23 protein-coding genes are annotated in these 26,737 nt (G+C 71.8%); all 23 read right to left on the bottom strand.

Annotation, left to right across the window (positions count from 1 at the left end):
* Positions 1–92: 92 nt before the first annotated feature.
* The 23 genes from LLS1_RS10020 to rpoZ all read right to left on the bottom strand — a co-directional run bounded on the left by LLS1_RS10020 (position 93) and on the right by rpoZ (position 26,653).
* Positions 93–1,031 (bottom strand): ABC transporter ATP-binding protein, encoded by a 939-nt coding sequence (locus tag LLS1_RS10020; RefSeq protein ID WP_226655191.1) that lies wholly within the window; start codon positions 1,029–1,031, stop codon positions 93–95.
* Entirely contained in the window at positions 1,028–2,089 is a 1,062-nt protein-coding gene (locus tag LLS1_RS10015) for a DUF2092 domain-containing protein (protein WP_226655189.1), read from the bottom strand. The genes LLS1_RS10020 and LLS1_RS10015 overlap by 4 nt, the downstream gene beginning before the upstream one ends.
* A 140-nt stretch (positions 2,090–2,229) precedes the next feature.
* Positions 2,230–3,645 carry a pyruvate kinase gene (gene pyk / locus LLS1_RS10010; protein ID WP_226655187.1) on the bottom strand — a complete coding sequence of 472 codons (1,416 nt, stop codon included), beginning with the start codon at positions 3,643–3,645 and terminating at the stop codon, positions 2,230–2,232.
* A 73-nt stretch (positions 3,646–3,718) separates the two neighbouring features.
* Positions 3,719–5,176 carry a glutamate synthase subunit beta gene (locus LLS1_RS10005; RefSeq protein WP_223356681.1) on the bottom strand — a complete coding sequence of 486 codons (1,458 nt, stop codon included), beginning with the start codon at positions 5,174–5,176 and terminating at the stop codon, positions 3,719–3,721.
* Positions 5,169–9,746, bottom strand: coding sequence for a glutamate synthase large subunit (gene gltB / locus LLS1_RS10000; RefSeq protein ID WP_226655185.1), 4,578 nt, complete (start codon positions 9,744–9,746; stop codon positions 5,169–5,171). The genes LLS1_RS10005 and gltB overlap by 8 nt, the downstream gene beginning before the upstream one ends.
* A gap of 183 nt (positions 9,747–9,929) precedes the next feature.
* Positions 9,930–10,937 (bottom strand): prolipoprotein diacylglyceryl transferase, encoded by a 1,008-nt coding sequence (lgt, locus tag LLS1_RS09995; protein ID WP_226655177.1) that lies wholly within the window; start codon positions 10,935–10,937, stop codon positions 9,930–9,932.
* Between the two features lie 86 nt (positions 10,938–11,023).
* Positions 11,024–11,806 carry a tryptophan synthase subunit alpha gene (trpA, locus tag LLS1_RS09990; protein ID WP_226655176.1) on the bottom strand — a complete coding sequence of 261 codons (783 nt, stop codon included), beginning with the start codon at positions 11,804–11,806 and terminating at the stop codon, positions 11,024–11,026.
* Positions 11,803–13,014 (bottom strand): tryptophan synthase subunit beta, encoded by a 1,212-nt coding sequence (gene trpB, locus LLS1_RS09985; protein ID WP_223356700.1) that lies wholly within the window; start codon positions 13,012–13,014, stop codon positions 11,803–11,805. The genes trpA and trpB overlap by 4 nt, the downstream gene beginning before the upstream one ends.
* Positions 13,014–13,784 (bottom strand): indole-3-glycerol phosphate synthase TrpC, encoded by a 771-nt coding sequence (gene trpC, locus LLS1_RS09980; RefSeq protein WP_223356703.1) that lies wholly within the window; start codon positions 13,782–13,784, stop codon positions 13,014–13,016. Before trpC ends, trpB begins: the two co-directional genes overlap by 1 nt.
* 3 nt (positions 13,785–13,787) lie before the next feature.
* On the bottom strand, positions 13,788–14,018 hold the full coding sequence (locus LLS1_RS09975) for a DUF6704 family protein (protein ID WP_223356706.1): 231 nt from the start codon (positions 14,016–14,018) through the stop codon (positions 13,788–13,790).
* A gap of 69 nt (positions 14,019–14,087) precedes the next feature.
* Positions 14,088–14,837: a Trp biosynthesis-associated membrane protein gene (locus LLS1_RS09970; RefSeq protein ID WP_226655174.1), complete on the bottom strand. Its 750-nt coding sequence runs from the start codon at positions 14,835–14,837 to the stop codon at positions 14,088–14,090.
* Positions 14,838–14,841: 4 nt separating this feature from the next.
* Positions 14,842–16,392 (bottom strand): anthranilate synthase component I, encoded by a 1,551-nt coding sequence (locus LLS1_RS09965; RefSeq protein WP_226655172.1) that lies wholly within the window; start codon positions 16,390–16,392, stop codon positions 14,842–14,844.
* Entirely contained in the window at positions 16,389–16,784 is a 396-nt protein-coding gene (hisI, locus tag LLS1_RS09960) for a phosphoribosyl-AMP cyclohydrolase (RefSeq protein ID WP_226655170.1), read from the bottom strand. Before hisI ends, LLS1_RS09965 begins: the two co-directional genes overlap by 4 nt.
* Entirely contained in the window at positions 16,781–17,545 is a 765-nt protein-coding gene (gene hisF / locus LLS1_RS09955; protein WP_226655163.1) for an imidazole glycerol phosphate synthase subunit HisF, read from the bottom strand. Before hisF ends, hisI begins: the two co-directional genes overlap by 4 nt.
* The gene (gene hisG, locus LLS1_RS09950; RefSeq protein WP_223356718.1) at positions 17,545–18,384 is read right to left on the bottom strand and encodes an ATP phosphoribosyltransferase; all 840 of its coding nucleotides are present in this window, start codon (positions 18,382–18,384) and stop codon (positions 17,545–17,547) included. The genes hisF and hisG overlap by 1 nt, the downstream gene beginning before the upstream one ends.
* Positions 18,385–18,448: 64 nt before the next feature.
* Positions 18,449–18,712, bottom strand: a complete 264-nt coding sequence (locus LLS1_RS09945; RefSeq protein WP_039921834.1) for a phosphoribosyl-ATP diphosphatase — start codon at positions 18,710–18,712, stop codon at positions 18,449–18,451.
* A gap of 41 nt (positions 18,713–18,753) precedes the next feature.
* A complete protein-coding gene (rpe, locus tag LLS1_RS09940; RefSeq protein WP_223356721.1) occupies positions 18,754–19,410 on the bottom strand; it encodes a ribulose-phosphate 3-epimerase in 657 nt (218 codons plus the stop codon).
* A gap of 9 nt (positions 19,411–19,419) precedes the next feature.
* On the bottom strand, positions 19,420–20,820 hold the full coding sequence (locus LLS1_RS09935) for an RsmB/NOP family class I SAM-dependent RNA methyltransferase (RefSeq protein WP_226655161.1): 1,401 nt from the start codon (positions 20,818–20,820) through the stop codon (positions 19,420–19,422).
* A complete protein-coding gene (gene fmt, locus LLS1_RS09930) occupies positions 20,817–21,728 on the bottom strand; it encodes a methionyl-tRNA formyltransferase (RefSeq protein ID WP_226655159.1) in 912 nt (303 codons plus the stop codon). The genes LLS1_RS09935 and fmt overlap by 4 nt, the downstream gene beginning before the upstream one ends.
* A 72-nt stretch (positions 21,729–21,800) precedes the next feature.
* A complete protein-coding gene (locus LLS1_RS09925; protein ID WP_226655157.1) occupies positions 21,801–23,792 on the bottom strand; it encodes a primosomal protein N' in 1,992 nt (663 codons plus the stop codon).
* A gap of 2 nt (positions 23,793–23,794) precedes the next feature.
* Complete coding sequence (metK, locus tag LLS1_RS09920) at positions 23,795–24,988, bottom strand: methionine adenosyltransferase (RefSeq protein WP_226655150.1); 1,194 nt, start codon at positions 24,986–24,988, stop codon at positions 23,795–23,797.
* A 38-nt stretch (positions 24,989–25,026) separates the two neighbouring features.
* Complete coding sequence (locus LLS1_RS09915) at positions 25,027–26,310, bottom strand: phosphopantothenate--cysteine ligase family flavoprotein (RefSeq protein WP_223360963.1); 1,284 nt, start codon at positions 26,308–26,310, stop codon at positions 25,027–25,029.
* Positions 26,311–26,395: 85 nt separating this feature from the next.
* Positions 26,396–26,653 (bottom strand): DNA-directed RNA polymerase subunit omega, encoded by a 258-nt coding sequence (gene rpoZ / locus LLS1_RS09910; protein WP_021757903.1) that lies wholly within the window; start codon positions 26,651–26,653, stop codon positions 26,396–26,398.
* Positions 26,654–26,737 lie beyond the last annotated feature (84 nt).

Here is a 26,737-nt window from a genome sequence, read left to right as displayed (position 1 = left end):
CCGGCCGACGGCCGCGTCCGCCGCGGGCCCCCCCCCCCCGCCCCGTCCGCCGCGCGCCGACCGCGCCGGCGGACGGGGCGGCGGTCGTCGCGTCACTGCTCGACATCGAAGCCCTCCCCGGTCAGCTCGACGAACCGCTCCTCCAGGCTCGAGGAACGCACCGCGAATCCCCGCAGCCGGACCCCGGCACCGACCAGGGCGGACGCCAGCTCTTCCGCGGCGGGAGCGTCGGCCCCGAGCGACGCCTCCACGCCGGATGGGACGGGAGAGGGGTCCAGACCCATGCCGGCCAGCACCGAGGCGGCGAGCGGCACGTCCGGAGTCTCGACCGCCACCCGCGGCCCGGATCCGCCCCGCAGCTCGGCGAGCGAGCCCTGGGCCACGAGCCGGCCGGCCCGCATGATCGCGGCGTGCGTGCACATCTGCTCGATCTCGGCCAGGAGGTGGCTGGACACGAACACCGTCGTGCCGCCGTCGGCGAGCGAGCGGACCAGGGAGCGCACCTCCCGCGTCCCCTGCGGGTCGAGACCGTTCGTGGGCTCGTCGAGCACGAGCAGGTCGCGCTCGGTCAACAGGGCCCCGGCGATGCCGAGCCGCTGCTTCATCCCGAGCGAGTAGGCGCGCACATGCTTGCCGGCGGCGTGCGAGAGGCCGACGCGCTCGAGGGCGGCCTCCACCCGCCGACGCCGGGTCGCACCCGGGGCGAGACGATCCGCGCTGTCCCGGCGCAGGAGGTTCGCCGTGCCCGACAGGTACGGAGCGAACGCCGGCCCCTCGACCAGGGCGCCGACGCGGGGCAGCACGCTCGCCCCGCGGTCGGGCATCCGCTCGCCGAGGACCCTGGCCTCCCCCGCCGACGGCACGACCAGTCCCAGAAGCATCCGGATCGTGGTGGTCTTTCCCGACCCGTTCGGTCCGAGGAAGCCGAACACCGAGCCGCGCGGAACCTCCAGGTCGATGCCGTCGACCACCGCGCGCGAACGGAATCGCTTCGTCAGGCCGCTCGTCGCGATCGCGGCGGCGTCGGTCACCGTGCGGCGGCCTGCAGCGCGGAGACGGGGACGGCGCCGGCGAGCACGCGTCCATCGGAGGTCACGAGCACCGACACCAGGGAGGTGCTGAGCGCCCGACCGCCGTCCACCGTGGTCGTCAGCTGTGCGAACAGCGAATCGGAGACGAGACCGTCCGGAGCGGAGCCGGCGGCCAGCGTGACGATGCTCGCCCAGCCCTCGCCGCTGACCTGCGGCTTCAGGTGGTCGGCGCCCTGCGGCTGGTGCCCGGACGGCGCCGACAGCGACTGTTCGGTCACCTTCGCGCCCTTCGGCGGGGTGAAGGCGAACAGATCGGTGGACGGCCGGTCCGTGCTGATCGACGTGAACCCGGCCTCGAACGCCGGGGCGCTCGCACCGCGCGCGAGCACCTGCACTCGCAACGGGATGCCCGTGGCGCCGTCGACCGCGATCCGGACCGAGCCCACCAGCGTCGCCGCCGTGCGCGGGGTCAGGACGAGAGTGTAGGCGTCACGCCCCGCGACCGTGGACGGCGCGGCCAGCGTCACCTCCGTCGTGGGATCGGCCGCGGCGATCAGCTTCTCGGCGAGAGCCTGCGGAGTGGTGGCCAGCGGCGTCGGCGTCGCGGCCTCGGCACCCGACGAGGCGCGATCCGGGAGGGTGAGATGCGTCGCCGACTCCCCCTTCGAGTCGTACAGCCACACGTCCGCACCGTTGCGCACCGCGTCGCGCTCGGCCAGCTGGTCCAGCACCTGGACGCGCTGGCGCGTCGGACCGTCGACGTACACCTTGGCGGTGTGGTCTCCGGTCAGCAGCTCGAGGGCGCTCTGCTCGCTCGACGTCGCGGAGGACGACGATCCGGTCATCCCCGAGATGTCGGGCAGCCCCAGCTCGGAACTCTGCGCGACCGTCCCGGAGAAGGTCTCCGTGTCGCTCGCGGCGACGAGGCGCACCACGTCCTCCGGCGAGCGCACCGGGAGGTCCGCCGCGCCGGCGGCGAGGGGCACGGCGATCGCCCCGGCGGCGATCGCCGCGGGAACGGCGACCGCGGGAACCCAGCGGATCCATCGGCGACTCATACCCTCAGGATACGCTCCGCCTCACCCGGCCACCCTGCGAGCTGACCGGGAAAAGCACGGCGCTGACAACCACCGCGGACGCGAGGAGGCCCCGCGTCCGATCGACGCGGGGCCTCCTCCATCCGTGATATCGGGTCGGCTCAGAGCACGTCGCCGACGCGGTGCACGCGGATGTCGTTGGTGGTTCCCGGGATCCCGGGAGGGGAACCGGAGATGATGATGACCTTGTCGCCGTTCTGGGCGCGGCCGGTCGACTTGAGCGCCTCGTCCACCTGGGCGACCATCTGGTCGGTGTGGGTCACACGGTCGACGACAAAGGACTCCACACCCCAGTAGAGCGCCATCTTGCGACGGGTCGACTCCTCGGGCGTGAAGGCCAGGATCGGGATCCTGCTCCGCAGGCGGGCCATGCGGCGGGCGGACTCGCCCGACTCGGTGAACACACAGAGGTACTTCGCCTCGACGAAGTCCGCGACCTCCACGGCCGCCAGGGTGATGGCACCGGACTGCGTGCGCGGCCGCGTGCCGAGCGGCGCGATGCGGTCGAGACCGTGCTCCTCGGTGGAGGTCACGATGCGGGCCATGGTCTGGACCGTCACGGTCGGGTACTCGCCGACGCTGGTCTCGCCGGAGAGCATGACCGCGTCCGCACCGTCCAGGACGGCGTTCGCGACGTCGGAGGTCTCGGCGCGGGTCGGGACCGGGCTCGAGATCATCGACTCGAGCATCTGCGTCGCGACGATGACCGGCTTGGCGGCGCGGCGGGCGAGCTCGACCGCGCGCTTCTGCACGATCGGGACGGCCTCCAGCGGCAGCTCCACGCCGAGGTCGCCACGGGCGACCATGATGGCGTCGAACGCCTCGATGATCCCTTCGAGCGCCTCGACGGCCTGCGGCTTCTCGATCTTGGCGACGACCGGGACGCGACGCCCCTCCTCCGCCATGATCTCGTGCACGCGCTCGATGTCGGCGGCGTTGCGCACGAACGAGAGCGCGATCAGGTCGGCGCCGAGCTTGAGGCCCCAGCGCAGGTCGGCCTCGTCCTTCTCGGACAGCGCGGGCACGTTGACCGCAACGCCCGGGAGGTTGATGCCCTTGTTGTTCGAGACCGGACCGGCGACCACGACACGCGTGGTGACGACGGTGCCGTCGGTCTCGAGGACCTCGACGCGCACCTTTCCGTCGTCGATCAGCAGGAAGTCGCCCGGCTTGACGTCCTGGGGCAGCCCCTTGAACGTGGTCGAGGAGATCTCCCGGGTGCCGATGATGTCCTCGGTGGTGATCTTGAAGATGTCGCCCTCGGCGAGCTCGTAGGGGCCCGCCTCGAACTTGCCGAGGCGGATCTTCGGGCCCTGCAGGTCGACCAGGACCGCGACGGGCTTCCCGGCGTCCGCGGCGGCCTTGCGCACGTTCGCGTAGACCCCCTCGTGGACGTCGTAGCTGCCGTGGCTCAGATTCATCCTGGCCACGTCGACACCCGCGTCGATGATCGCGCGGATGTTGTCGTAGCTGGACGTCGCCGGCCCGAGGGTCGAGACGATTTTCGCCCTTCTCATGCTTTCGTTGCTCCGATGTTCGTGCGCCCCTGACGGCGCGCGGTTCGTGGTGATGCCCGAAGAGGGCATCGGGTCAGACGAGGATTCCCCGGTCGGTCGGGCGGACCGGAGCCGGCAGCTGCGTCTCCCCCTCAAGATACCGGTCGACGGCCGCCGCCGCCGCCCGGCCCTCGGCGATCGCCCACACGATGAGCGACTGGCCGCGGCCCGCGTCGCCCGCGACGAAGACGCCCGGCTCGCTGGTCTGGTACTGCCCGTCGCGCTGGAGGTTGCCGCGCTGGTCGAAGGGGAGGTTGAGCTGGGCCGACAGGTCGTCCTGCTCCGGGCCGGTGAAGCCCAGGGCGAGCAGCACGAGGTCCGCGGGGATCTCGCGCTCGGTGCCCGCCTTCGGCACGCGGCGGCCGTCGAGGTACTCGGTCTCGGCGACACGCAGTGCGCGCACCTCGCCGAACTCGTTGGCGAGGAACTCGACGGTGGACGCGAGGAACTCGCGCTGGCCGCCCTCCTCGTGCGCCGACTGCACCTCGAAGAGCGTCGGAGTGGTCGGCCACGGCTGGTGCGCGGGGCGCTCCGACGGCGGCTGGACGCCGATCGCGAGGTTGGTGACGCTCGCCGCGCCCTGGCGGTGGGCGGTGCCGATGCAGTCCGCGCCGGTGTCGCCGCCGCCCAGGACGACGACGTGCTTGCCGTCGGCCGTGATCTGGCCGGAGACATCGTCTCCGGCGCCCGCCTTGTTCTGCTGGACCAGGTACTCCATCGCGAAGTGCACGCCGGCCAGGTCGCGGCCGGGGATGGGCAGATCGCGCGGGACCATCGCACCGGTGGCGACCACGACCGCGTCGTAACGGGTCCGCAGCTCGTCCCAGGTGATGTCCGTGCCGATGTCGACGCCCGCGCGGAAGCGGGTGCCCTCGGCCATCATCTGGTTCAGACGCGCCTCGAGGTGCTTCTTCTCCATCTTGAAGTCCGGGATGCCGTAGCGCAGAAGGCCGCCGATGCGGTCGTCGCGCTCGTACACGGCGACGGTGTGGCCGGCGCGCGTGAGCTGCTGCGCGGCGGCGAGGCCGGCGGGACCCGAGCCGACGACGGCGACCGTCTTGCCGGTCAGGCGCTCCGGCGGATGCGGCTGCACCCAGCCGTTCTGCCAGGCCTGGTCGATGATCGACACCTCGACCTGCTTGATCGTCACGGCGGGCTGGTTGATGCCGAGCACGCACGAGGACTCGCACGGGGCCGGGCAGAGACGGCCCGTGAACTCCGGGAAGTTGTTGGTCGCGTGCAAGCGCTCGATGGCCTGGCGGCCCTCCCCGCGCCACATCAGGTCGTTCCACTCCGGGATGAGGTTGCCCAGAGGGCAGCCCTGATGGCAGAACGGCACGCCGCAGTCCATGCAGCGGCCGGCCTGCCGGCGCAGCTGGGCCGGGTCGCCCGCCTCGTAGACCTCTTTCCAGTCCATGAGGCGTACCGAGACCGGTCGCCGCGCGGGGAGCTCCCGCTCCGTGGTCTTCAGAAAGCCCTTCGGGTCAGCCACCAGTGACCTCCAAAATCCGGTTCCACACGATGTCGCCGTCGGGGTCCAGACCCTCGTCGACGGCTTCTTGACGCATCTGCAGCACGGCCGCGTAATCCCGCGGCAGCACCTTCACGAACTTCCCGACGGTCGCGTCGAAGTCCTCGAGCAGACGGTCGGCCAGCGCCGAGCCCGTCTCCGCACGGTGCTTCTCGAGCAGGTCGCGCACGATCTCGACGTCCGCGCTGCCGAGCGGCAGCAGTTCCAGCTCGCCGCTCGCGAGGGAGTCGCGGTTCACCCGGTCCTCCTTGAGCTCGTACACGTACGCGGTGCCGCCCGACATGCCGGCGCCCAGGTTGCGCCCGGTGCCGCCCAGGATCACGGCGAGGCCACCGGTCATGTACTCGAGCGCGTGGTCGCCCACACCCTCGACGACCGCGGTCGCTCCCGAGTTGCGCACCAGGAACCGCTCGCCCACGATGCCGCGGATGAACATGCTCCCCTGGGTCGCGCCGTAGCCGATGACGTTGCCGGCGATCACGTTGCGTTCGGCCGGGAACACGGCGTCCTTCGAGGGGCGCACGACGATCTGGCCGCCCGAGAGCCCCTTGCCGACGTAGTCGTTCGAGTCGCCCTCCAGGCGCAGCGTGATGCCCGCCGGGAGGAACGCGCCGAGCGACTGGCCGGCCGAACCGGTCAGTGTGATGTCGATCGACCCGCTGGGCAGGCCGTTCTCACCGCGTGCCTTGGTCACCTCGTGCCCGAGCATCGTGCCGACGGCACGCTCCGTGTTGCGGATCGGAAGCGTCAGCGAGAGCGTGCCGCCGTTCGCGAGCACGTCGCGGGAGGCGTCGATCAGCTGGTTGTCGAAGTGCTCGTCCAGCTCGTGGTCCTGCGCGCGGCCGTTCTTGCGCGGCGCATCGGCCGGGAACGCCGGGCCGTGCAGGATCGGCGACAGGTCCATGCCCGACGCCTTCCAGTGGTTCACGGCGCGGTCCACGTCGAGCAGCTCCGCGTGGCCGATCGCCTCGTCCAGCGTGCGGAAACCGAGCTCCGCGAGGTACTCTCGCACCTCCTGGGCGATGAACTCGAAGAAGTTCACCACGAACTCGGGCTTGCCCGAGAAGCGCGAACGCAGCTCCGGGTTCTGGGTCGCGACGCCGACGGGGCACGTGTCCAGGTGGCACACGCGCATCATGATGCAGCCAGAGACCACCAGCGGCGCCGTCGCGAAGCCGAACTCCTCGGCGCCGAGCAGGGCGCCGACGATCACGTCGCGGCCGGTCTTCAGCTGGCCGTCGACCTGCACGACGACGCGCTCCCGCATGCCGTTGAGCATGAGGGTCTGCTGCGTCTCGGCGAGGCCGAGCTCCCACGGCGTGCCCGCGTGCTTGAGCGAGTTGACCGGGGAGGCTCCCGTGCCGCCGTCGTGGCCCGAGACCAGGATGACGTCGGCCAGCGCCTTCGCCGTCCCCGCGGCGACCGCGCCGATGCCCGACTCCGAGACGAGCTTGACGTGGATGCGCGCACCCGGGTTCGCCCGCTTGAGGTCGAAGATCAGCTGCTTGAGGTCCTCGATGGAGTAGATGTCGTGGTGCGGCGGCGGGGAGATCAGGCCGACTCCGGCCGTCGCGTGCCGTGTGCGGGCCACCCAGGGGTACACCTTGGTCGGCGGCAGCTGACCGCCCTCGCCCGGCTTCGCGCCCTGAGCGAGCTTGATCTGGATGTCGTCGGCGTGCGTCAGGTACATGCTCGTGACGCCGAAGCGGCCCGAGGCGACCTGCTTGATCGCGCTGCGGCGCTCCGGGTCGAGCAGGCGCTCGAGGTCCTCGCCGCCCTCACCGGTGTTCGACTTGGCGCCGAGCCGGTTCATGGCGATCGCCAGGGTCTCGTGCGCCTCCTTCGAGATGGAGCCGTAGCTCATCGCGCCGGTGGAGAACCGCTTGACGATCGACTCGATCGGCTCGACCTCGTCCAGCGGCACCGGCGTGCGCTCTCCCGATTTCAGGGCGAACATCCCGCGCAGGGTCATGAGCGACTCGGCCTGGTCGTCGACGAGCTTCGTGTACTCGCGGAAGATGTCGTACCGGCGCGTGCGCGTCGAGTGCTGGAGCCGGAAGACCGTCTCCGGGTTGAAGAGGTGCGGCGCGCCGTCGCGGCGCCACTGGTACTCGCCGCCGGTCGCCAGCCGCTCGTGCGCGACGATCGCGCTCTCGGCCGGGTAGGCGCTCTCGTGACGCGACAGGTTCTCGGCCGCGATGACCTCGATGCCGACGCCGCCGAGCTTGCTCGTGGTGCCGGTGAAGTAGCGGTCGACGAACTCCTGGCTGAGGCCGACGGCCTCGAACGCCTGCGCCGCCGCGTACGACGACACGGTGGAGATGCCCATCTTGGACATGATCTTGAGGACGCCCTTGCCGAGCGCCTTGATGACGTTCTTCACGGCCTTCTCCGGCGAGACGCCCGGGATCAGACCAGAACGGACCAACTCCTCGCAGGTCTCCATCGCCAGATACGGGTTGATCGCCGAGGCGCCGTAGCCGATCAGGAGCGCGACGTGGTGCACCTCGCGCACGTCGCCCGCCTCCACGATGAGCCCGACCTTCATGCGGTTCTCGGCGCGGATCAGGTGGTGGTGGACGGCCGCGAGCATGAGCAGCGACGGGATGGGGGCGAGATCCTTGTTGGAGTCGCGGTCGCTCAGCACGATGAACTGGGCGCCGGCCTCGATGGCCTCGTCGACCTCGTCGCACATCTCGGCGAGACGGCGCTCCATGGCGTCCGTGCCCGCGTCGAAGCGGTAGAGGCCGCGGATCGTCGTGGTCAGGCGGCTGCCCGGGCGCGGGTCCATGTGCTGGATCTTCGCGAGCTCGTCGTTGTCGATCACCGGGAAGTCGAGGACGACCTGGCGTGCGTGCTCCGGTCCGGCGGAGAGCAGGTTGCGCTCCGGGCCCAGACCGAGCTTCAGCGAGGTGACGACCTCTTCGCGGATCGAGTCCAGCGGCGGGTTGGTCACCTGGGCGAACTGCTGCGTGAAGTAGTCGAAGAGCAGCCGCGGACGGTCGGAGAGCACCGCCACGGGCGTGTCGGAGCCCATGGCGCCGAGCGGCTCCGCGCCGGTGGTCGCCATCGGCTTGAGGAGGATGCGCACCTCCTCCTCCGTGTACCCGAACGTGCGCTGACGGCGGGTGATGGAGGCCGGAGTGTGCACGATGTGCTCGCGCTCCGGGAGGTCCTTGAGGTTGATGCGGCCCTCGTCGAGCCACTCGCCGTACGGCGCGCCGTTGGCGAGCTCGGATTTGATCTCGTCGTCCTCGATCAGCCGGCCGGCGACGGTGTCCACGAGGAACATGCGACCCGGGCGCAGTCGGCCCTTGCGCACGACCCGGCTCGGCTCGATGTCGAGCACGCCGATCTCGGAGGCCAGCACGACGAGGCCGTCGTTGGTGACGACGTAGCGGCCCGGGCGCAGTCCGTTGCGGTCCAGCGTCGCGCCGACGAGCGAGCCGTCGGTGAAGACGATCGCGGCCGGGCCGTCCCACGGCTCCATGAGCATCGAGTGGTACTCGTAGAAGTCGCGGCGGACCGGGTCGATCTCGGTCTGGTTCTCCCACGCCTCCGGCACCATCATCATCACCGCGTGCGGCAGCGAGCGACCGGTGAGCGAGATGAGCTCCACGACCTCGTCGAACGACGCGGAGTCGCTCGCACCCGGCGTCACGATCGGGAAGACGGGCGAGAGATCGCCCAGCAGCTCGCTCTCGAGCTGCGACTGCCGGGCGCGCATCCAGTTGCGGTTGCCCTGCACCGTGTTGATCTCGCCGTTGTGCGCGATCATCCGGAACGGCTGCGCGAGAGGCCACGACGGGAACGTGTTCGTCGAGTAGCGCGAGTGCACGAGCGCGAGCTTCGAGGCGAAGCGCTGGTCGGACAGATCGGGATAGAACGGCTCGAGCTGGAGCGTCGTGACCATGCCCTTGTAGACGATGGTGCGGCTCGACAGCGACGAGAAGTACAGGTCGAGCTCGCGCTCGGCGCGCTTGCGGAGGAAGAACGTCTGCCGGTCGAGCGCGATGCCCGCGACGAGGTCGCCCTTCTCGTCCGTGCGCGTGCTGGCGACGTAGAGCTGCTCGATGACCGGCATCGCGTCGCGCGCCAGCGTGCCGAGCTCGCCGGGGCGGACGGGAACCTCGCGCCAGCCGAGGACGGTGAGGTCCTGCTCGACGGCGATGGCCTCGACGGCGGACTTGATCGCCGCACGCTCCTCCGCCCCCGTGGGCAGGAACGCGTTGCCGACCGCGTACCGTCCGGCCGCCGGGAGCTCGAGGCCCGAGACGGCGCGCAGGAAGGCGTCGGGCACCTGCGTGACGATGCCCGCCCCGTCGCCGGTTCCGGCGTCGGAGCCGACAGCGCCGCGGTGCTCGAGGTTGCGCAGCGCCTGCAGCGCGGCGTCGATGATGTCGTGCCCGGCGGTGCCGCGCAGGGTCGCGACCATCGCGAGACCGCAGGCGTCCTTCTCCTCGGCGGGGTCGTAGAGACCCTGCTTCGCAGGAAGGGTGCTGAACCGGGTGTGGGGAGGCGTGAACGCCATCTTTCGACCGTCCTCACAGTGTCGTGGATGTGGGGATGCTATGTGCGGGGACGCCATCGGCCCTGAGGAGGTGGTGGATCCGCCGCGCTCACCCGGCTGTGTGCGGCCGGTGGCTCGGTGCGGTCGGTGATGCTTTCGGGATTGCCTCGACAGACGTTACGGGTGGTGCGAGCCGGCGGCGTTTCAGCCGTTCGTGGGGCTTGTGGCCTTGGCTCCTGAGGATCCGGCGGGCACCCCGTCGTCCTCGTCGGGGACCTCGTCATCCGAGTCCGTGTCGTCCGAGTCTACCTCAGCATCCGGGCGGACCCATTCACGACCCGGCCGGTACACGCCCGGCTCGAGGCCGGGGTGGCGACGGGTCTGGACGATGAGGATCACGATTCCGAGCACGACGGCGAGGAACGCGGCCCACACGTTGGAGGGGATGCCGAGGATGTTGAACTCGCTCGGGTCGATGCGGATCGACTCCAGGTACGACCGTCCGAGGCCGTACCAGATCAGGTACAGGGCGAACGTCCTGCCCCAGCGCAGCTGGAACTTCCGCTCCAGGAAGAGGATGACGACGATGCCGATGACGTTCCAGATGATCTCGTAGAGGAACAGCGGCTGGAACAGGGTGCCGTCCGGCAGCCCGACCGGGATCGCCTTGTTGCCCGCGTCGATCTGCAGGCCCCACGGGAGGTTGGTCGGCAGCCCGAAGAGCTCCTGGTTGACATAGTTGCCGAGGCGGCCGATCGACTGCGCGAGCAGCAGCGCGGGAGCGAGCGCGTCGGCGAACGACCAGAAGCGCACGCCCGAGATCCTCGAGGCGATCGCGACGCCGACGGCACCGCCGATGAGCGAGCCGAAGATGGCGTTGCCGCCTTCCCAGATGGCCCAGATGCTGCCCGGCTCGAATGGGTTCCAGGGGTTCGATCCCGGGCCGAAGTAGTCGCCCGGGTGCGTGAACACGTGGTAGAGCCGCGCCCCGATGATGCCCAGCACGACAGCCCACAGGGTGAAGTCCAGCACCACGCCCGGCTCTCCGCCGCGCTTGCTCAGCCGGCGCGAGGTCCACAGCACCGCGACGACGATCCCGATCAGGATCATGATCGCGTACGTCTGGATGCGCCAGTGCCAGCCGAACAGGTCGATCGGGATGTTCTGCCACTCGGGCCCCGGGCTCGGGATGCTGGCGTACCAGCTGCTCATCGTCGCAAACACCCGAAGACTCACCTTTCGTTCCGGTCAGACCGTCGCGGTTCGCCGCGCGGCCTCCATAGTCTAAGACGACGGCGCTACCGCGCCGTGCCACCCGCCAGCTCGGCAGCCGTGCGGGCGACTGCGTCGACCCCGCCGTCTGCGAGGGCTTTCACGAGAGCGGAGCCGACGATCGCGCCGTCGGCGTATTCGAGGACTTCGCGCACCTGGGCTCCCGTGGAGATCCCGACCCCGACGCACGCGCTCGTCGAGCCGGCCTCGCGGAGGCGGCCGACGAGGGTGCGCGCGGCGGCATCCACGTCGGCGCGCGCGCCGGTGATGCCCATGGTCGAGACCGCGTACACGAACCCGCGGCTCGCCTCGACCGTGCGGCGCAGCCGCTCGTCGGTGGAGGTCGGCGCGGCCAGGAACACCCGGTCCAGGCCCGCGCGATCCGACGCAGCGAGCCACTCGGCGCCCTCGTCGGGGATCAGGTCGGGCGTGATGAGCCCGGCTCCCCCGGCCGCGGCCAGCTCGTCGGCGAAACGGTCCACGCCGTACTGCAGCACCGGGTTCCAGTAGGTCATGACGAGCACGGGGACGTCGGCGCGCGCCGTGATCTCGCGCACCGCCGTCATCCCGTCGCGCAGCCGGAAGCCGTTCGCGAGGGCCTGCTGAGTCGCGGCCTGGATGACCGTGCCGTCCATGACCGGGTCGGAGTACGGCAGCCCGAGCTCGATGATGTCCACGCCGTTCTCGGCGAGGGCGACGGCGGCGTCGATGCTGGTCTGCAGGTCGGGGAACCCGGCGGGCAGGTAGCCGATCAGCGCGCCGCCGGCCTCCCGGTTGCGCTGGGCGATGGTGTCGGCGACGCGGCTCACGACTGAACGGCTCCTTCGTCGATCAGGCCGAAGTAGCGTCCGGCGGTCTCCATGTCCTTGTCGCCGCGACCGCTGAGGTTGACCAGCACGATGCCGTCCGGCCCCAGCTCACGGCCGAGCGCCAACGCGCCGGCGAGCGCGTGGGACGACTCGATGGCCGGGATGATGCCCTCGGTCAGACTCAGCAGGCGCAGCGCGTCCATGGCCTCGGCGTCCGACACCGGGCGGTACTCCGCGCGGCCGATGGAGGCGAGCCAGGAGTGCTCCGGTCCGACCCCCGGGTAGTCCAGCCCGGCGGAGATCGAGTGGGACTCGATGGTCTGGCCGTCCTCGTCCTGCAGCAGCATGCTGCGCGCGCCGTGCAGCACACCGGGACGGCCCTTGGTGATGGTGGCGGCGTGGCGCGGCGTCTCCGCGCCCTCTCCCCCGGCCTCGAAGCCGACGAGGCGGACATCCTCGTCGTCGAGGAAGGCGTGGAAGATGCCGATCGCGTTGGACCCGCCGCCGACGCAGGCGGCCACCGCGTCGGGAAGCCTGCCGGTCAGCGCGAGCACCTGCTCGCGGGCCTCCTCGCCGATGATCTTCTGCAGGTCGCGGACCATCGCCGGGAACGGGTGCGGGCCGGCGACCGTGCCGAAGATGTAGTTGGTGGTCTCGACGTTGGTGACCCAGTCGCGCATGGCGTCGTTGATCGCGTCCTTGAGGGTGCGCGAACCGGTCTTCACCGCGATGACCTCGGCGCCCAGCAGGCGCATCCGGGCGACGTTGAGCGCCTGACGCTCCGTGTCGACCTCGCCCATGTAGATCGTGCACTCGAGGCCGAAGAGGGCGGCCGCCGTCGCCGTCGCGACGCCGTGCTGGCCCGCGCCGGTCTCGGCGATCACGCGCTTCTTGCCGATGCGCTTGGTCAGGATGGCCTGGCCGAGCACGTTGTTGATCTTGTGCGACCCCGTGTGGTTGAGGTCCTCGCGCTTGAGGATGATACGCGCGCCCCCCGCGTGCTCCGCGAAACGGGGCACCTCGGTGATGATCGACGGGCGCCCCGTGTAGCTGCGCTGCAGCTCGTCGAGTTCCGCGTGGAATGCGGGATCGGCTTTGGCGGCCTCCCAGGCCGCGGAGAGCTCGTCCAGGGCGGCGACGAGCGACTCGGGCACGAAGCGGCCGCCGAAGTCGCCGAAGTAGGGACCGGTCTCGGAACGGAGGGACATCAGACTCCCAGGAATTCGCCGAGCGTGGCGACGGGATCGCTCGTCACGAGCGCTTCGCCGACGAGCACGACGTCCGCGCCCCCCGCCCGGTAATGCGCGACGTCGGCCGCCGAGAGAACGGCGGACTCCGCGACGCGGATGGTGCCGGACGGATACCGGTCGGCCAGGCGGCCGAACAGATCGCGGTCCAGCTCGAACGTGGAGAGGTTGCGGGCGTTGACGCCCACGAGCTTCGCGCCGGTGTCGAACGCCCGGCTCAGCTCGTCCTCGGTGTGCGCCTCGACCAGCGGGGTCATGCCCAGCTCGACGATCAGGTCGTGCAGCGAGACCAGGGTCTTCTGGTCGAGCGCGGCGACGATGAGGAGCACGAGGTCGGCACCGGCGGCGCGCGCCTCCAGGATCTGGTACGGCTCGGCGACGAACTCCTTGCGGAGCACCGGGATCGACACGGCAGCGCGGACCGACTCGAGATCGGCGAGCGAGCCGCGGAAACGACGCTCCTCGGTCAGGACGCTGATCGCGCTGGCGCCGCCGGTCTCGTACGCGGACGCGAGTGCGGCCGGATCCGGGATGTCGGCGAGGGCACCGCGCGAGGGGCTCGCCCGCTTGACCTCGGCGATGACCTTGATGCGGTCGGCCGGGGCGAGGGCGGCGAGGGCGTCCAGCGCGGGGGCGCGATCGAGGGCGGCCGCCTCGACGACGGCGAGCGGACGCTCGACGCGCCGCCGTTCAGCATCCTCGAGCGCGCCGGCGACGAGGTCGGCGAGCACGCGTCAGTGGCCCTTCGGGGTGTACTTGGAGCCGCCGACGCCGTACCCGGCGCGCTTCATGATCCAGCCGACGATGAGTCCGACGACGGCGAGGCCGGCTGCGGCCCAGACGACGACGGGAGCCTCGAAGAAGAAGGCGACCGCGCCGATGGCGAAGGCGACCAGCATGATGATCACGGCCGTCCACGCCGCCGGCGAATGACCGTGGCCTGGCTCGACTGACTCGGTGCTCATGGGACTCCTGCACGTCTGGTGCGCGCCGATGGGCGCGCACGGGGTTGGGAACGGATCAAGTCTAGTGGCTCAGCGCGTGGGATCGTCGCCGCGGCTCAGCTCGTCCCAGCTGTCGATCGCGGTGTCCCGGTCGAGGGCGGCGGGCCCGGACGAGGCCTCCCCCTCCGCCACGGCGCGTGCTTCGTCGTCGTCCGTCTCCTCGGTCGCGGACAGTCCCAGAGCGGCGGCGGAGTCGACCCCGTCCTCACCGGCGAAGCGTGTCTGGTACTTGCGCGACGGTCCCGGCCAGAGGCGGGAGAGCACCACGACGGCCGCACTCGCCAACACGATGAGCGCACCGCCGACGACGGCGAGCCACGGCCAGAACTGCACGTCGACCTGGTCGACCAGGCGGCGCACGGACGCGGTGCCCGCGACCCCGGTCGCCGTCGTGATGGCCGAGGACGACGCACGCAGCGCGTCTCCCAGGGCGGTCCCCGCCGAGATGAGCACCGAGACGCCCAACAGCACACCGAGCAGCGCGAGGACGATCCGGAAGACCGGGCCGGCGATCGCGAGCGCCGCGGTGAGGGCGAGACCCGCCAGCGCGAGGGCGGTGAGGGCCGGCGCCGCCGTCGACCCGGGAACGCTCAGGACACTGACGTGACGTGCGACGTCTGTGAGGTGCACGCCGAACCAGGTCTGCGTCGCGGCCAGCAGCGCGAGCCCGCTCCCGGCGACGAGCGCCAGCAGGGTGACGTACTTGGACCGGCGGCTCACGCGGCGCTCGACCTCCCGGTCGATGTCACCGCCGTCGCCCTCGGTGGGGTCCACAGTCATGGCGTCAGCGTCCGCTCTCGTCACCGGTGACCCGGTGCAGCGCATTCGCCACCGCGACGGCGCGCAGCGGGGCGGCGGCCTTGTTCTGCGACTCCTGGAACTCGCTGCGCGGCACGGAGTCGGCCACGAGGCCGCCCCCGGCCTGCACCCGCGCCACGCCGTCCATGATGGTCGCGGTGCGGATGGCGATGGCGAGATCCGCGTCGCCGGCGAAGTCGAAGTAGCCGATCACGCCGCCGTACACCCCGCGCTGAGCGGGCTCCAGCTCGTCGATGATCCGCAGCGCCATCGGCTTCGGCGCGCCCGAGAGCGTTCCGGCGGGGAAGGTGGCGCGGAACACGTCGATCGCCGACGACTCCGGCAGCAGGTCGCCCTCCACCGACGAGACGATGTGCATGATGTGGCTGAAGCGCTCGACGCGCATGAACTCGGTCACCTCGACGGTGCCTGCGGCACAGACCTTGAGAAGGTCGTTGCGGGCGAGGTCGACGAGCATGAGATGCTCGGCACGCTCCTTGTCGTCCGCCAACAGCGACGCCTCGAGGTCGAGGTCCTCCTCCGGCGTCGCCCCGCGGGGACGCGAGCCGGCGATGGGGTGGGTGAAGGCGCGCCCCTCCTGCACCTTGACGAGGGCCTCCGGGGACGAGCCGACGATCTGGTAGGCGCCGCCGTCCGGCCGCTCGAGCGACAGGAGGTACATGTACGGGCTCGGGTTGAGCGCGCGCAGCACCCGGTAGACGTCGATCGCCGAGGCGGTGCACGCCAGCTCGAACCGCTGGGAGATCACGACCTGGAAGATGTCGCCGGCGACGATGCGCTCCTTGGCCGTCTCCACCGACGCGAGGAAGTCCTCCTCGCGGGTGCGCGACACGGGTTCGGCCGGGGTGTCGAGGTCGACCTCCGCCAGCCACGCCTCCGACGGCTGGGCCAGCTCGCGCTGCATCCGGTCGAGGCGCGCCTGCGCGTCCGCCCACAGGGCCTCGGCCGGCTCCTCACCGTCCGCCAGCGCGTTCGCGATGAGCTTGACCGTGCCCGACCGGTGGTCGACGACGACCAGGTCCGAGGCGAACGCGAGCGCCTGCCCGGGGATGTCGTAGTCGGCCGGAGGCTGCGCGGGCAGCCGTTCGATCTGGCGGATCGCCTCCCAGCCGATGAATCCGACGAGGCCGCCGGTCAGGGGCGGCAGCCCGGGGATGCGCGGCGTCTGCCAGCGCTGGTGCAGGGCGGCCAGCGCCTCGAGCGGGCGGAGCGCAGCCTGCGGGCCCAGGGCCCGCTCGGCCGAGAGACCGTAGTCCAGCCAGCGCACCTCGTCGCCGTCCTGCGTGAGCACGCCGAACGAGGCTGCGCCGACGAACGAGAACCGGGACCAGATGCCGCCCTGCTCGGCGGACTCCAGGAGGAAGGTGCCCGGACGTCCGGCGGCCAGCTTGCGGTAGATGCCGACCGGGGTCTCGCCGTCCGCGAAGAGCTCGCGTACGACGGGGACCACGCGGTGGCTGCCGACGAGCGCGTCGAAGTCCGCGCGTCGGGTGGTGGCTGCGGTGGTCGCGATCACAGGTCGGACCTCATCTCCTCGGAGAAGGCGACGCCTGCCGCGTCCCCGACGGCGGGGGCGAGCTGGTCGGCGTCGAAACAGGTGCGGGTGCCGGTGTGGCAGGCGGCGCCGATCTGATCGACCGTCACCAGGAGCGTGTCGCCGTCGCAGTCGAGCGCGGCCGACTTGACGTATTGCACGTGGCCGGAAGTGTCGCCCTTGCGCCAGTACTCCTGCCGGGAGCGCGACCAGAAGGTCACCCGCCCCTCGGTCATCGTGCGCCGGAACGCCTCCGCGTCCATCCAGCCCAGCATGAGCACCTCGCGGGTGTCCCACTGCTGGATGATCGCCGGGACGAGCCCGGTCTCCGTGAAGCGGATGCGTTCGAGCACCGCCGCCTGGTCGTCGCTCATGTGCGGACCTCCCGTCCTGCCCGGGCCAGGGCCTCCTTGACATCGCCGATCGTCAACTCGCGCGAGTGGAACACGCTCGCGGCGAGCACCGCGTCCGCGCCCGCGTCGATGGCGGGCGCGAAGTCGGCGACCTTCCCGGCGCCGCCCGAGGCGATCACCGGCACGCTGCTGATCGCGCGCATCTCGCGGATGAGCTCCAGGTCGAAGCCCTCCTTGGTGCCGTCGGCGTCGATCGAATTGACGAGCAGTTCGCCCGCACCCAGTTCGATCGCCCGGCGGGCCCAGGCGAGCGCGTCGAGATCGGTCTCGGTGCGGCCGCCGTGCGTCGTCACGACGAAGCCGGAGGGCGTCGCCGCCGAGCGCTTCACGTCGAGCGAGAGCACCAGCACCTGCGCGCCGAACCGGTCGGCGATCTCGGCGACGAGCTCCGGACGCGCGATCGCGGCCGAGTTGACGCCGATCTTGTCCGCTCCGCTGCCGAGGAGCCGCGCGACGTCCTCCGGGCTGCGCACGCCGCCGCCCACCGTGAGCGGGATGAAGACCTGCTCGGCGGTCGCCCGCACGACGTCGTACGTCGTCGAGCGGTCGTCGACCGTCGCCGTCACGTCCAGGAAGGTCAACTCGTCGGCCCCCTGCTCGAAGTACATCCCGGCCAGTTCGACCGGGTCGCCCTGGTCGCGCAGATTCTGGAAGTTGACCCCTTTGACGACGCGGCCGGCGGCCACGTCGAGGCACGGGATGACGCGGACCGCGACGGACATCAGATGCGCGCCGCGTGGATGGAGGTGACCAGGATGGCCCGCGCGCCCAGCTCGTAGAGATCGTCCATGACGCGGTTCGTCTGGTCCTGCTTGATCATCACGCGCACGGCGACCCAGTCGGGCTCGCCGAGCGGGGACACCGTCGGCGACTCGACGCCCGGCGTCAGCGCGACGGCACGGTCGAGCAGCACGGCGGGGAGGTTGTAGTCGACGAGCACGTACTGCCGGGCGACCATGACGCCCTGGAGGCGGCGCACCAGCGTCTCCACGCCCTCGGCCGGGGACGGGGACGAGATGAGCACGGCCTCCGACTCGAGGATCACGGGACCGAAGATCTCCAGACCCTGCTTGCGCAGGGTGGAGCCGGTCTCGACCACGTCGGCGACGGCGTCGGCGACGCCCAATCGCACGGCGGACTCCACCGCGCCGTCGAGCTTGATCAGGCTCGCCTCCACCCCGTGCTCGGCGAGGAAGGCGCCGACCAGCCCCGGGTAGCTCGTCGCGACGCGCTTGCCCTGCAGGTCGGCGAGCTCACGGAACCCGTCGGCGGGCGCGGCGAACCGGAAGGTGGACGCCGCGAAGTCGAGCGACGCGATCTCGCCGGCGGACGAGCCGGAGTCGAGCAGCAGATCGCGGCCGGTGACGCCGACGTCGAGTGCGCCGGAGCCGACGTAGGTGGCGATGTCGCGCGGGCGCAGGTAGAAGAACTCCACCCCGTTGCGCACATCGGTGACGATGAGCTCCTTGGGGTCGCGGCGGCCGACGTAGCCCGCCTCGTGGAGCATCTGCGCCGCGGTCTCGGAGAGGGAGCCCTTGTTGGGGACGGCGATCTTCAGCATGTGTTCGAAGTCTTTCGTGACGTGACGGATCAGGGTGCGCCCGGCGGCGCCTGCGGGATCGGGGTCACAGATGTCGGTAGACGTCGGCCGGCGTCAGGCCCTTGGCGAGCAGGAGCACCTGGAGGTGGTAGAGCAGCTGCGAGATCTCCTCGGCCGTCTCCTCGTCGGACTGGTACTCCGCGGCCATCCAGACCTCGGCGGCCTCCTCCACGATCTTCTTTCCGATGGCGTGCACGCCCGCATCCAGCTCGCGCACCGTTCCGGAACCCTCCGGACGGGTGGCGGCCTTCTCGCTGAGCTCGGCGAAGAGGTCGTCGAAGGTTTTCACCATTACAGCGTAGCGGTCGCGGGAGGGCCCGCGTGCCGCGGTCAGTGGAGGTGGGAGGCGACGGCCGCACGCAGGCCGGCGATGTTCGAGGCGGGGTCGCCACGGAAGACGCTTGACCCCGCCACGAACGTGTCCGCACCGTTCTCGGCCGCGACCACGATCGTCTCGGCCGTCACTCCGCCGTCCACCTGCAGCCAGACGTCGAGGCCGCGCGTCTCGACGGCCTCGCGCAGCGCGCGCAGCTTGGGCATCGTCTCCGGCATGAACGACTGGCCGCCGAACCCGGGCTCGACCGTCATGACCAGCACCTGGTCGAACTCGGGGAGCACGTCGAGGAACGGCGCGACGTCGGTCCCGGGCTTGAGGGCGACGCCGGCCCGGGCGCCGATCCCGCGCAGCCGCCGCGCGAGCGCCACCGGATCGGCTGCGGCTTCGGCGTGGAAGGTGACCGAGTACGCGCCGAGCTCGGCATACCCGGGCGCCCAGCGTTCCGGGTCGTCGATCATCAGGTGCACGTCGAGAGGGATGGCGCTGACGGCCTGGATCCGCTCCACCATCTGCGGGCCGAAGGTGAGGTTCGGCACGAAGTGGTTGTCCATCACGTCGACGTGCACGAGGTCGGCCGTCGCGATCCGGGCGAGGTCGCGCTCCATGTTCACGAAGTCGGCGGCGAGGATGCTGGGGTTGATGCGGGCCATGGTTCCAGCCTATGGGGCGGGCGTGGTGAGCAGCGCGATGAACATGGCGTCGGTGAGGTGACGATGCGGCCACAGCTGCACGACGTCCGGGTCGCCCGCGAGATCGAGGCGCTCCTCGGCCAGGCCCTGCACGACCTCCGCCGTGGCGACCTTCTGCAGTGTGGGGTGCCGCTCGAGCGCCGCCGCGACGACGCTGCGCGTCTCGGCGATGTGCGGCGAGCAGGTGACGTACGCGAGCAGCCCGCCGGGCGCGAGCGCGGCGACGGCGGAGTCGAGCAGCCGTGCCTGGAGCGCGCTCAGCTCGGCGACGTCCTTCGGGTCTTTGCGCCAGCGCGCCTCCGGACGGCGGCGGAGGGCGCCCAGGCCCGTGCACGGCGCGTCGAGCAGGATGCGGTCGAACTCCCCCGGATGGTCGCGGCCGACGTCGACGCCGTCCTGCTCCCAGACCGGGACGTCGAGCGGCACGGCCGCGAGAGCCTTTCGGACGAGCTCCGCCCGCGCCGGGACGAGTTCGTTGGCCACCAGCGCGGCGCCGCCCGCCAGCGCCTCCGCCGCGAGCAGCGCGGCTTTGCCGCCCGGGCCGGCGCACAGGTCGAGCCAGCGCTCGCCCTCGCGGACCGGGCGTGCGCGGGTGAGCGCGAGCGCCGCGAGCTGCGAACCCTCGTCCTGGACGCGCAGGCGCCCGTTCGACGACTGGACGAGCCGGAGCGGGTCTCCCCCGTCTCCCGAGAAGCCGACCGGCGAGTACCGGTCGGACCGCGCACCGGCCGGTGCGTCGGCGAGTCCCGGCAGCGCGATCAGGTTCACTTTCGGCGCCGCGTTGTCGGCGGCGAGCAGCGCCTCCAGCTCCCCGCCGTGCCCCTCGGCCTCCAGCGACCGCCGGAACGCACGGATCACCCAGGTGGGATGCGACGTGACGGCCGCCAGCGCATCGTCCGTGCTCTTCGCGCCCGCGACGACGCGGTCGCGCCACTCCTCGGGGGTGTGCCGGCCGATCTCGCGGAGGACGCCGTTCACGAACCCCGTCGCGGAACGGCTGCCCACCGCGCGCGCGAGCGCGACGGACTCGTTGACGGCGGCGTGCGGGGGGATGCGGGTGGAGAGCAGCTGGTGCGCTCCGAGCCGCAGCACGTCGAGGATGGGCGGGTCGATGCGGTCGACCGGGCGCCCGGCTGCGCGGGAGATCACGCGGTCGTAGTAGCCCTGCATCCGGAGCGTGCCGTAGGTCAGCTCGGTGGCCAGCGCCGCGTCGGCGGGCGACAGGTCGGCGCGGGCGATCCTGCTCGGCAGCAGGAGGTTGGCGTAAGCGTCCGAGTCGCGCACCGCCGAGATGACGTCGTAGGCGACGGTGCGTGCGGAGGCGGCGAGTGGCCGAGGGTCGCGGGAGTCGCGGGCACGGCGATCGTTCACGCGAGCACCGCCGTCCCACCGGCGCCCCGCCACCAGTCGGCGGCCGCCATGGCGCGCTTGCCCGCCGGCTGCACGACGAGGAGCTCGAGCGGCGACGTCCCGGTCCCCAGGAGGACCCGCGTGCCGTCCAGGACGACGTGCCCGCTCGCCACGCGGTCGGCGTCGTCGGCGCGTCGCGCCTCCGCGATCTTGAACCGCTCGCCGTCGAGGAGCGCGTACGCGCCTGGCTCCGGTGTCACGCCGCGCAGACGGGCGTAGACCTCATCGGCGGGACGGGCCAGGTCGAGACGCGCATCCTCGATCGAGAGCTTCGGTGCGACGGTGGGCTCGCCCTCCTGGGGACGGGCCGTCGCGGTGCCGGCCGCGAGCGCGTCGACGGTGTCGGCGAGCAGAGAGGCTCCCGACTCCGCCAAGTCTTCGAGGAGCTCACCGGCGGTCTCGTCGGCGCCGACCGGGCGGCGCAGCTCCGCGAACACGTCACCCGCGTCGAGCGCGGGCACGAGCTGGAACACGGCGGCGCCGGTCTCGGCGTCGCCTGCGATCACGGCGCGCTGGACGGGCGCGGCTCCGCGCCAGCGCGGCAGAAGGGAGAAATGCAGGTTCACCCAGCCGAGCCGGGGCGAGGACAGCAGCGGCTCGCGGACCAGCCCTCCGTACGCGACGATGACACCGAGATCCGCTTCCAGGGCGGCCACCGCCTCCGTGACCTCGTCGCCGAGACGGTTCGCTTTGATCACCGGGAAACCCAGCCGCTCGGCTTCGGCGGCCACCGGCGATGGCGTGAGGACGCGCTTGCGGCCGATCGGGGCGTCCTCCCGGGTGATGACGGCGGCCACGTCGTGCCGCGCGGCGACCGCGCGGAGGGACGGGAGGGCGACGGCGGGGGTGCCGGCGAAGACGAGACGCATACGAAGGTTCTTCCGGAGGGTCGGGCGCGCGGGAGAGCCGCGCGAGGGACCCGACGAGTCTACCCGCGCCCGTCAGAGGATCTCGGGGTCGTCGAAGCGCACCCGGAGCGCGGGGGCAGGCCGGAAGCCTCCGCGGCCCGCCGGTGCCTTGCGCCGCTTGGTCGCGTTGCGCACGACCGCCGCGCGGACCGCCGCGGCGACCTCCGGCCCCCGCGAGTACTCGAACCGGAGGATGCCGCGCACGAGCTGATCGTCGACCGGGGCGGGGCCGAGCACGTCGATGAGAAGCGCGGCGTCGACGGCGTCGATCGCGGCACGCACCGCCTGGTCCGTCCCGGTGATCGACGCCAACCGGACGGCGGGAGGGAACCGCAGCTCGCGCCGGTCGGCGAGCTCGGCGCGGGCGAAGTCGACCAGCCGTCCGGTGGCGAACGTCCGCGCGAGCGGGCCGGACACGCCGACGAGCACGGTGGGCGCGCCCGGTGCGGCGAGGGTCGCCGCGCTGGACCACCAGCGCAGGCAGTCCTCGGCGACGTGCAGGGTCTCGCGCGCGAGCATGCGCTCGCCGTCCAGCAGCAGCACCGCCTGGTAGCCGCCCTCGGCGATCGGCTCCGCCCCCCGCGTCGCGACCACGAGAGCCGGTGCCGCACCGACGCGCTGCACGGGGTGATCTCCGTCGGCGACGACGACGCGGATGCCGGGGAACGCCCTGCCCAGCTCCTCCGCGGTGCGGCCGGAGCCCAGGCTCACCATCCGGAAGCGGTGACCGTCGCAGCGCTCGCACGTCCATTCGGTGGCGAGGGCGCCGCACCAGCCGCAGGAGGGCGTCGCGCCCGCACGGACCTGGCCGAGGGGCCCTTCGCACGTGTTGCAGCGGGCGGCCTGCCCGCAGCTCACGCACGCCAGCTGCGGCACGTAGCCGGGGCGCGCCACTTGCACGAGGACCGGGCCCTTCGGGCGTCCGCCGTCGCCGCTCAGGGCCTCGCGCGCGGCGCGCCACGCGAGCGAGGGGATGCGGGCGGCGCGCGCCGCGTCCTCGGTCGCTTGCTGGTTGGCCGTCAGCACGACCCGGGGCGACACCGCCCGCGCCGGGCCCACGTCCCGCAGCCAGCCGAGCTCGACGAGCCGCTGCGCCTCCACGCTGCGCACGAGGCCGGACAGCACGAGCGCGCAGCCCGTGAGCTCCTGGCGCACCAGAGCCGCATCGCGGGTGTGGACATACGGGCTCAACGGCTCGGCGTGCAAGGGGTCGCTGTCCTCCCAGACGACGATCAGCCCGAGCCGCTCGGCGGGCGCGTACACCACGGAGCGGTTGCCGATGACGATCCGCGGACCGCTCAGCGCGGCGAGGAACGAGCGGTAGCGGTCGGCGTTCGCCTGTGAGGCGTCGGCGCGCACCACCGCCTCGGCGGGGGCGATCGCGGCGAGGGCCGCTCCGAGCTGGTCGAGGTCACGATGATCGGGGACCGCGATGATCGCCGTGCGCCCCTCCGCCCAGCAGGCGGCCGCGAGCGCGGCCAGGGTGACGGCCCACTCCCCGACCCAGGTGCCGTCCGGGAGCGCGCTGAGGCGTGGGATCGCCTGGAGCGCCAGGCGCTCACCCCGGGCCACCGCCTGCTCGAGGAGCCCGTCCCCGTAGCCGCGCACGGAGATCGCCGGCGGGCGGGGCCGCGGTGAACGCTCCTCCTCCGTCGACGCCAGCCAGGCCTTCTCGGCGCGAACCATGCGCCCGGGCACGGCGAGGCGCAGGATGTCGCTCGCGGTGCCCGCGCTGCGGTCGGCCAGCTTGCGCGCGAGCGTCCACACGCCCGCGGTGAGCACGGGAACGGGCGAGACGACCTCCTCCAGCGGGCTCAGCGACCCGTCGAAGCCCTCGCCCGCGTCGGCGAGTTCCACCAGGTAGCCGTCGGCGATCCGGCCGGCCGTGCGCAGCGGCACCCGCACACGCACACCCGGCACCGCCTGCTCGGCGAGCTCGTCCGGGACCGCGTAGTCGAAGAGGTGATCGAGCTGTGGGAGCGGCGAGTCGAGGACGACGCGGGCGACCCGGGCGGCCGCCGCCACTCCTAGAGCCCCGCGGCCGACCGCAGGTCGTCGACGCGGTCGAGCCGCTCCCAGGTGAAGTCGGGGAGCTCGCGGCCGAAGTGGCCGTACGTGGCGGTGCGCGCGTAGATCGGCCGCAGGAGGTCGAGGTCGCGGATGATGGCAGCGGGACGCAGGTCGAAGACGTCACGGATGGCGGCGATGATGCGCTCGTCGGGAAGCGTGCCGGTGCCGAAGGTCTCGACGTACAGCCCGACGGGAGCCGCCTTGCCGATCGCGTAGGCGACCTGCAGCTCGAGGCGCTCGGCGAGACCCGCCGCGACCGCGTTCTTCGCGACCCAGCGCATCGCGTAGGCGGCCGAGCGATCCACCTTCGACGGGTCCTTGCCCGAGAACGCGCCGCCGCCGTGACGGCTCGCGCCGCCGTAGGTGTCGACGATGATCTTGCGTCCGGTCAGGCCGGCGTCGCCCTTCGGGCCGCCGATCTCGAACCGGCCGGTCGGGTTGATGAGCGTGCGGATGTGGGACGTCTCGAGCCCGGCCCCGTGCAGCACGGGGGCGATGACCTCCTCGACGACCTCGGCCTGCAGCTGCTCGTTCGTCACCGTCGGCGCATGCTGGGTCGAGAGGACCACGGTCTGCACCGACTTCGGGACGATGCCCTCGTAGCCCACCGTGACCTGGGTCTTCCCGTCCGGGCGCAGGTAGTCGAGCGTGCCGTCCTTGCGGACCTCGGCGAGGCGCTCCGAGAGGCGGTGCGCCAGCCAGATCGGCAACGGCATGTACTGCGGGGTCTCGGTCGTGGCGTACCCGAACATGATGCCCTGATCGCCCGCGCCCTGCCGGTCGAGATCGTCGCCGCTCTGCTCCGCGCGCGCCTCGAGCGCGTTGTCGACGCCCTGCGCGATGTCGGGCGACTGCGCACCGATCGAGACCGAGACGCCGCACTGGGTACCGTCGAAGCTCACGTCGGACGAGTCGTAGCCGATCTCGACGAGCTTCTCCCGGACGAGCGCCGGGATCTCGACGTAACCGCGCGTGGAGACCTCGCCCGCGACATGCACGAGGCCCGTCGTGACGAGCGTCTCGACCGCGACGCGGCTGTGCGGGTCGACGGCCAGCAGTGCGTCGAGGATGCTGTCGGAGATCTGGTCGCAGATCTTGTCCGGGTGTCCCTCGGTGACCGACTCGGACGTGAAAAGGCGCAGATCTGCCATTGTTCTCCTTGGGTCGAACGAGAGGTGCGGCGCCGCCGTCAGGCGATGACGTCGAGGATACGGTCGGCCACCGACAGCTTGGTGCCCGAGGCCTCCATCACTATATCGCCGCCCTTTCGCAGGACCACGACCTCATTGCTCTCCGTTGCGAAGCCCTGCGACCAGCCGACCTGGTTGAGCACCAGGAAGTCGCAGCCCTTCGCCGCGAGCTTGCTGCGGCCGAGCTCGATGAGGGCGGACGGGTCGGGCTCGGTCTCCGCGGCGAAGCCGACGAGCACCTGCCCGTCGCGCTTGCCGGTCGCGAGGCCGGCGAGGATGTCGGGATTGGCGACGAGCTCGAGGGTGAGGGTCTCCCCCGCCTCGGACTTCTTGATCTTGGCGTCGCGGGTCTGCGCCGGCCGGTAGTCGGCGACCGCCGCCGTCATCACGACGATGTCGGCGGACCGTGCGGCCTCCGTCACCGCCTCGCGCAGCTCGAGCGCCGTCTGCACCTCGACCAGCTCGACGCCCTCGGGCGGCTCGACCTCCAGGTGGGCGGCGATCAGCACGACCTCGGCGCCGCGCGCCAACGCGGCGCTCGCGAGCGCGACGCCCTGGCGGCCGCTCGACCGGTTGCCGAGGAAGCGCACCGGGTCGAGGGGCTCGCGAGTGCCGCCGGCGGTGACGACGACGCGCCGGCCGGCGAGGTCGACCCCGCCACGCGGGAGGCGCGCCGCCTCGTTCGCCCGACGGCGCTCCGAGAGGACGACCACGTCGGCGGCGGGCTCAGGAGCCGCGGCGGCGACCGGGCGCGGCGACACACCGGCGGCGCGGAGCGCGGCCCGCGCGATGACCTCCGGCTCCTCCATACGCCCCGGGCCGGAGTCGGCCCCGGTGAGCTGCCCGCTTGCCGGCCCGACGATCGTGACGCCCCGACCGCGCAGGGTCGCGACGTTGGCCACCGTCGCGGCGTTGCGCCACATCTCGGTGTGCATCGCCGGGGCGATGACGAGCGGGGCCGTCGAGGCGAGGACCGTGTTGCCGAGCAGGTCGTCGGCGATGCCCGCGGCCAGCTTGGCGATCGTGTTGGCCGTCGCGGGCGCGATCACGATCAGGTCGGCCGACTGGCCGATGGCGACGTGCCTGACCTCCGCGACGCCCTCGTAGAGGTCGGTCGCGACCGGGTTGCGGCTGATGGCCTCCAGCGTCGGGCGCCCGACGAAGCGCAACGCGGCCTCCGTCGCCACGACGTGGACGGAGTGCCCGTCCAGCACGAGCGCGCGGATGACCCCCACCGCCTTGTACGCGGCGATGCCGCCGGTCACTCCGACGACGATGGTCAAACGTGCGCTCACGGCGCCACCCCCTCAACGGCAGAGTACTGCTGCAGCCGGGCGTGCCCGGCGGTGCCCGATCCGGCGATCGGCTCTACTCGACGATCGGCTTCAGGACGAGCTTGTCCTCGTTGATCTCGTGCATCGCCACGGAAAGCGGCTTGTCGTCGACGGACGAGTCGACCAGCGGGCCGACGTTGTCGAACAGGCTGCCCTCGTGCAGGTCCGCGTAGTAGTCGTTGATCTGGCGCGCACGCTTGGAGGCGAAGATCACCAGGGCGTACTTCGACTCGACCTTGGCGAGCAGGTCGTCGATGGGCGGGTCGATGATGCCGTTGTTGCTGGTTGCCATGCGGAGGGACTCCTTCAGCTGATTTCTGTGGAAGGCCGTGGTCGGCCCTGGTCGTTCTGGGCGGTCGACGTGCGGCGACCGGCG

Source organism: Leifsonia sp. LS1, assembly GCF_020521355.1.
Taxonomy (GTDB): Bacteria; Actinomycetota; Actinomycetes; order Actinomycetales; family Microbacteriaceae; genus Leifsonia.
This window is presented reverse-complemented; position numbering and strand designations above follow the sequence as displayed.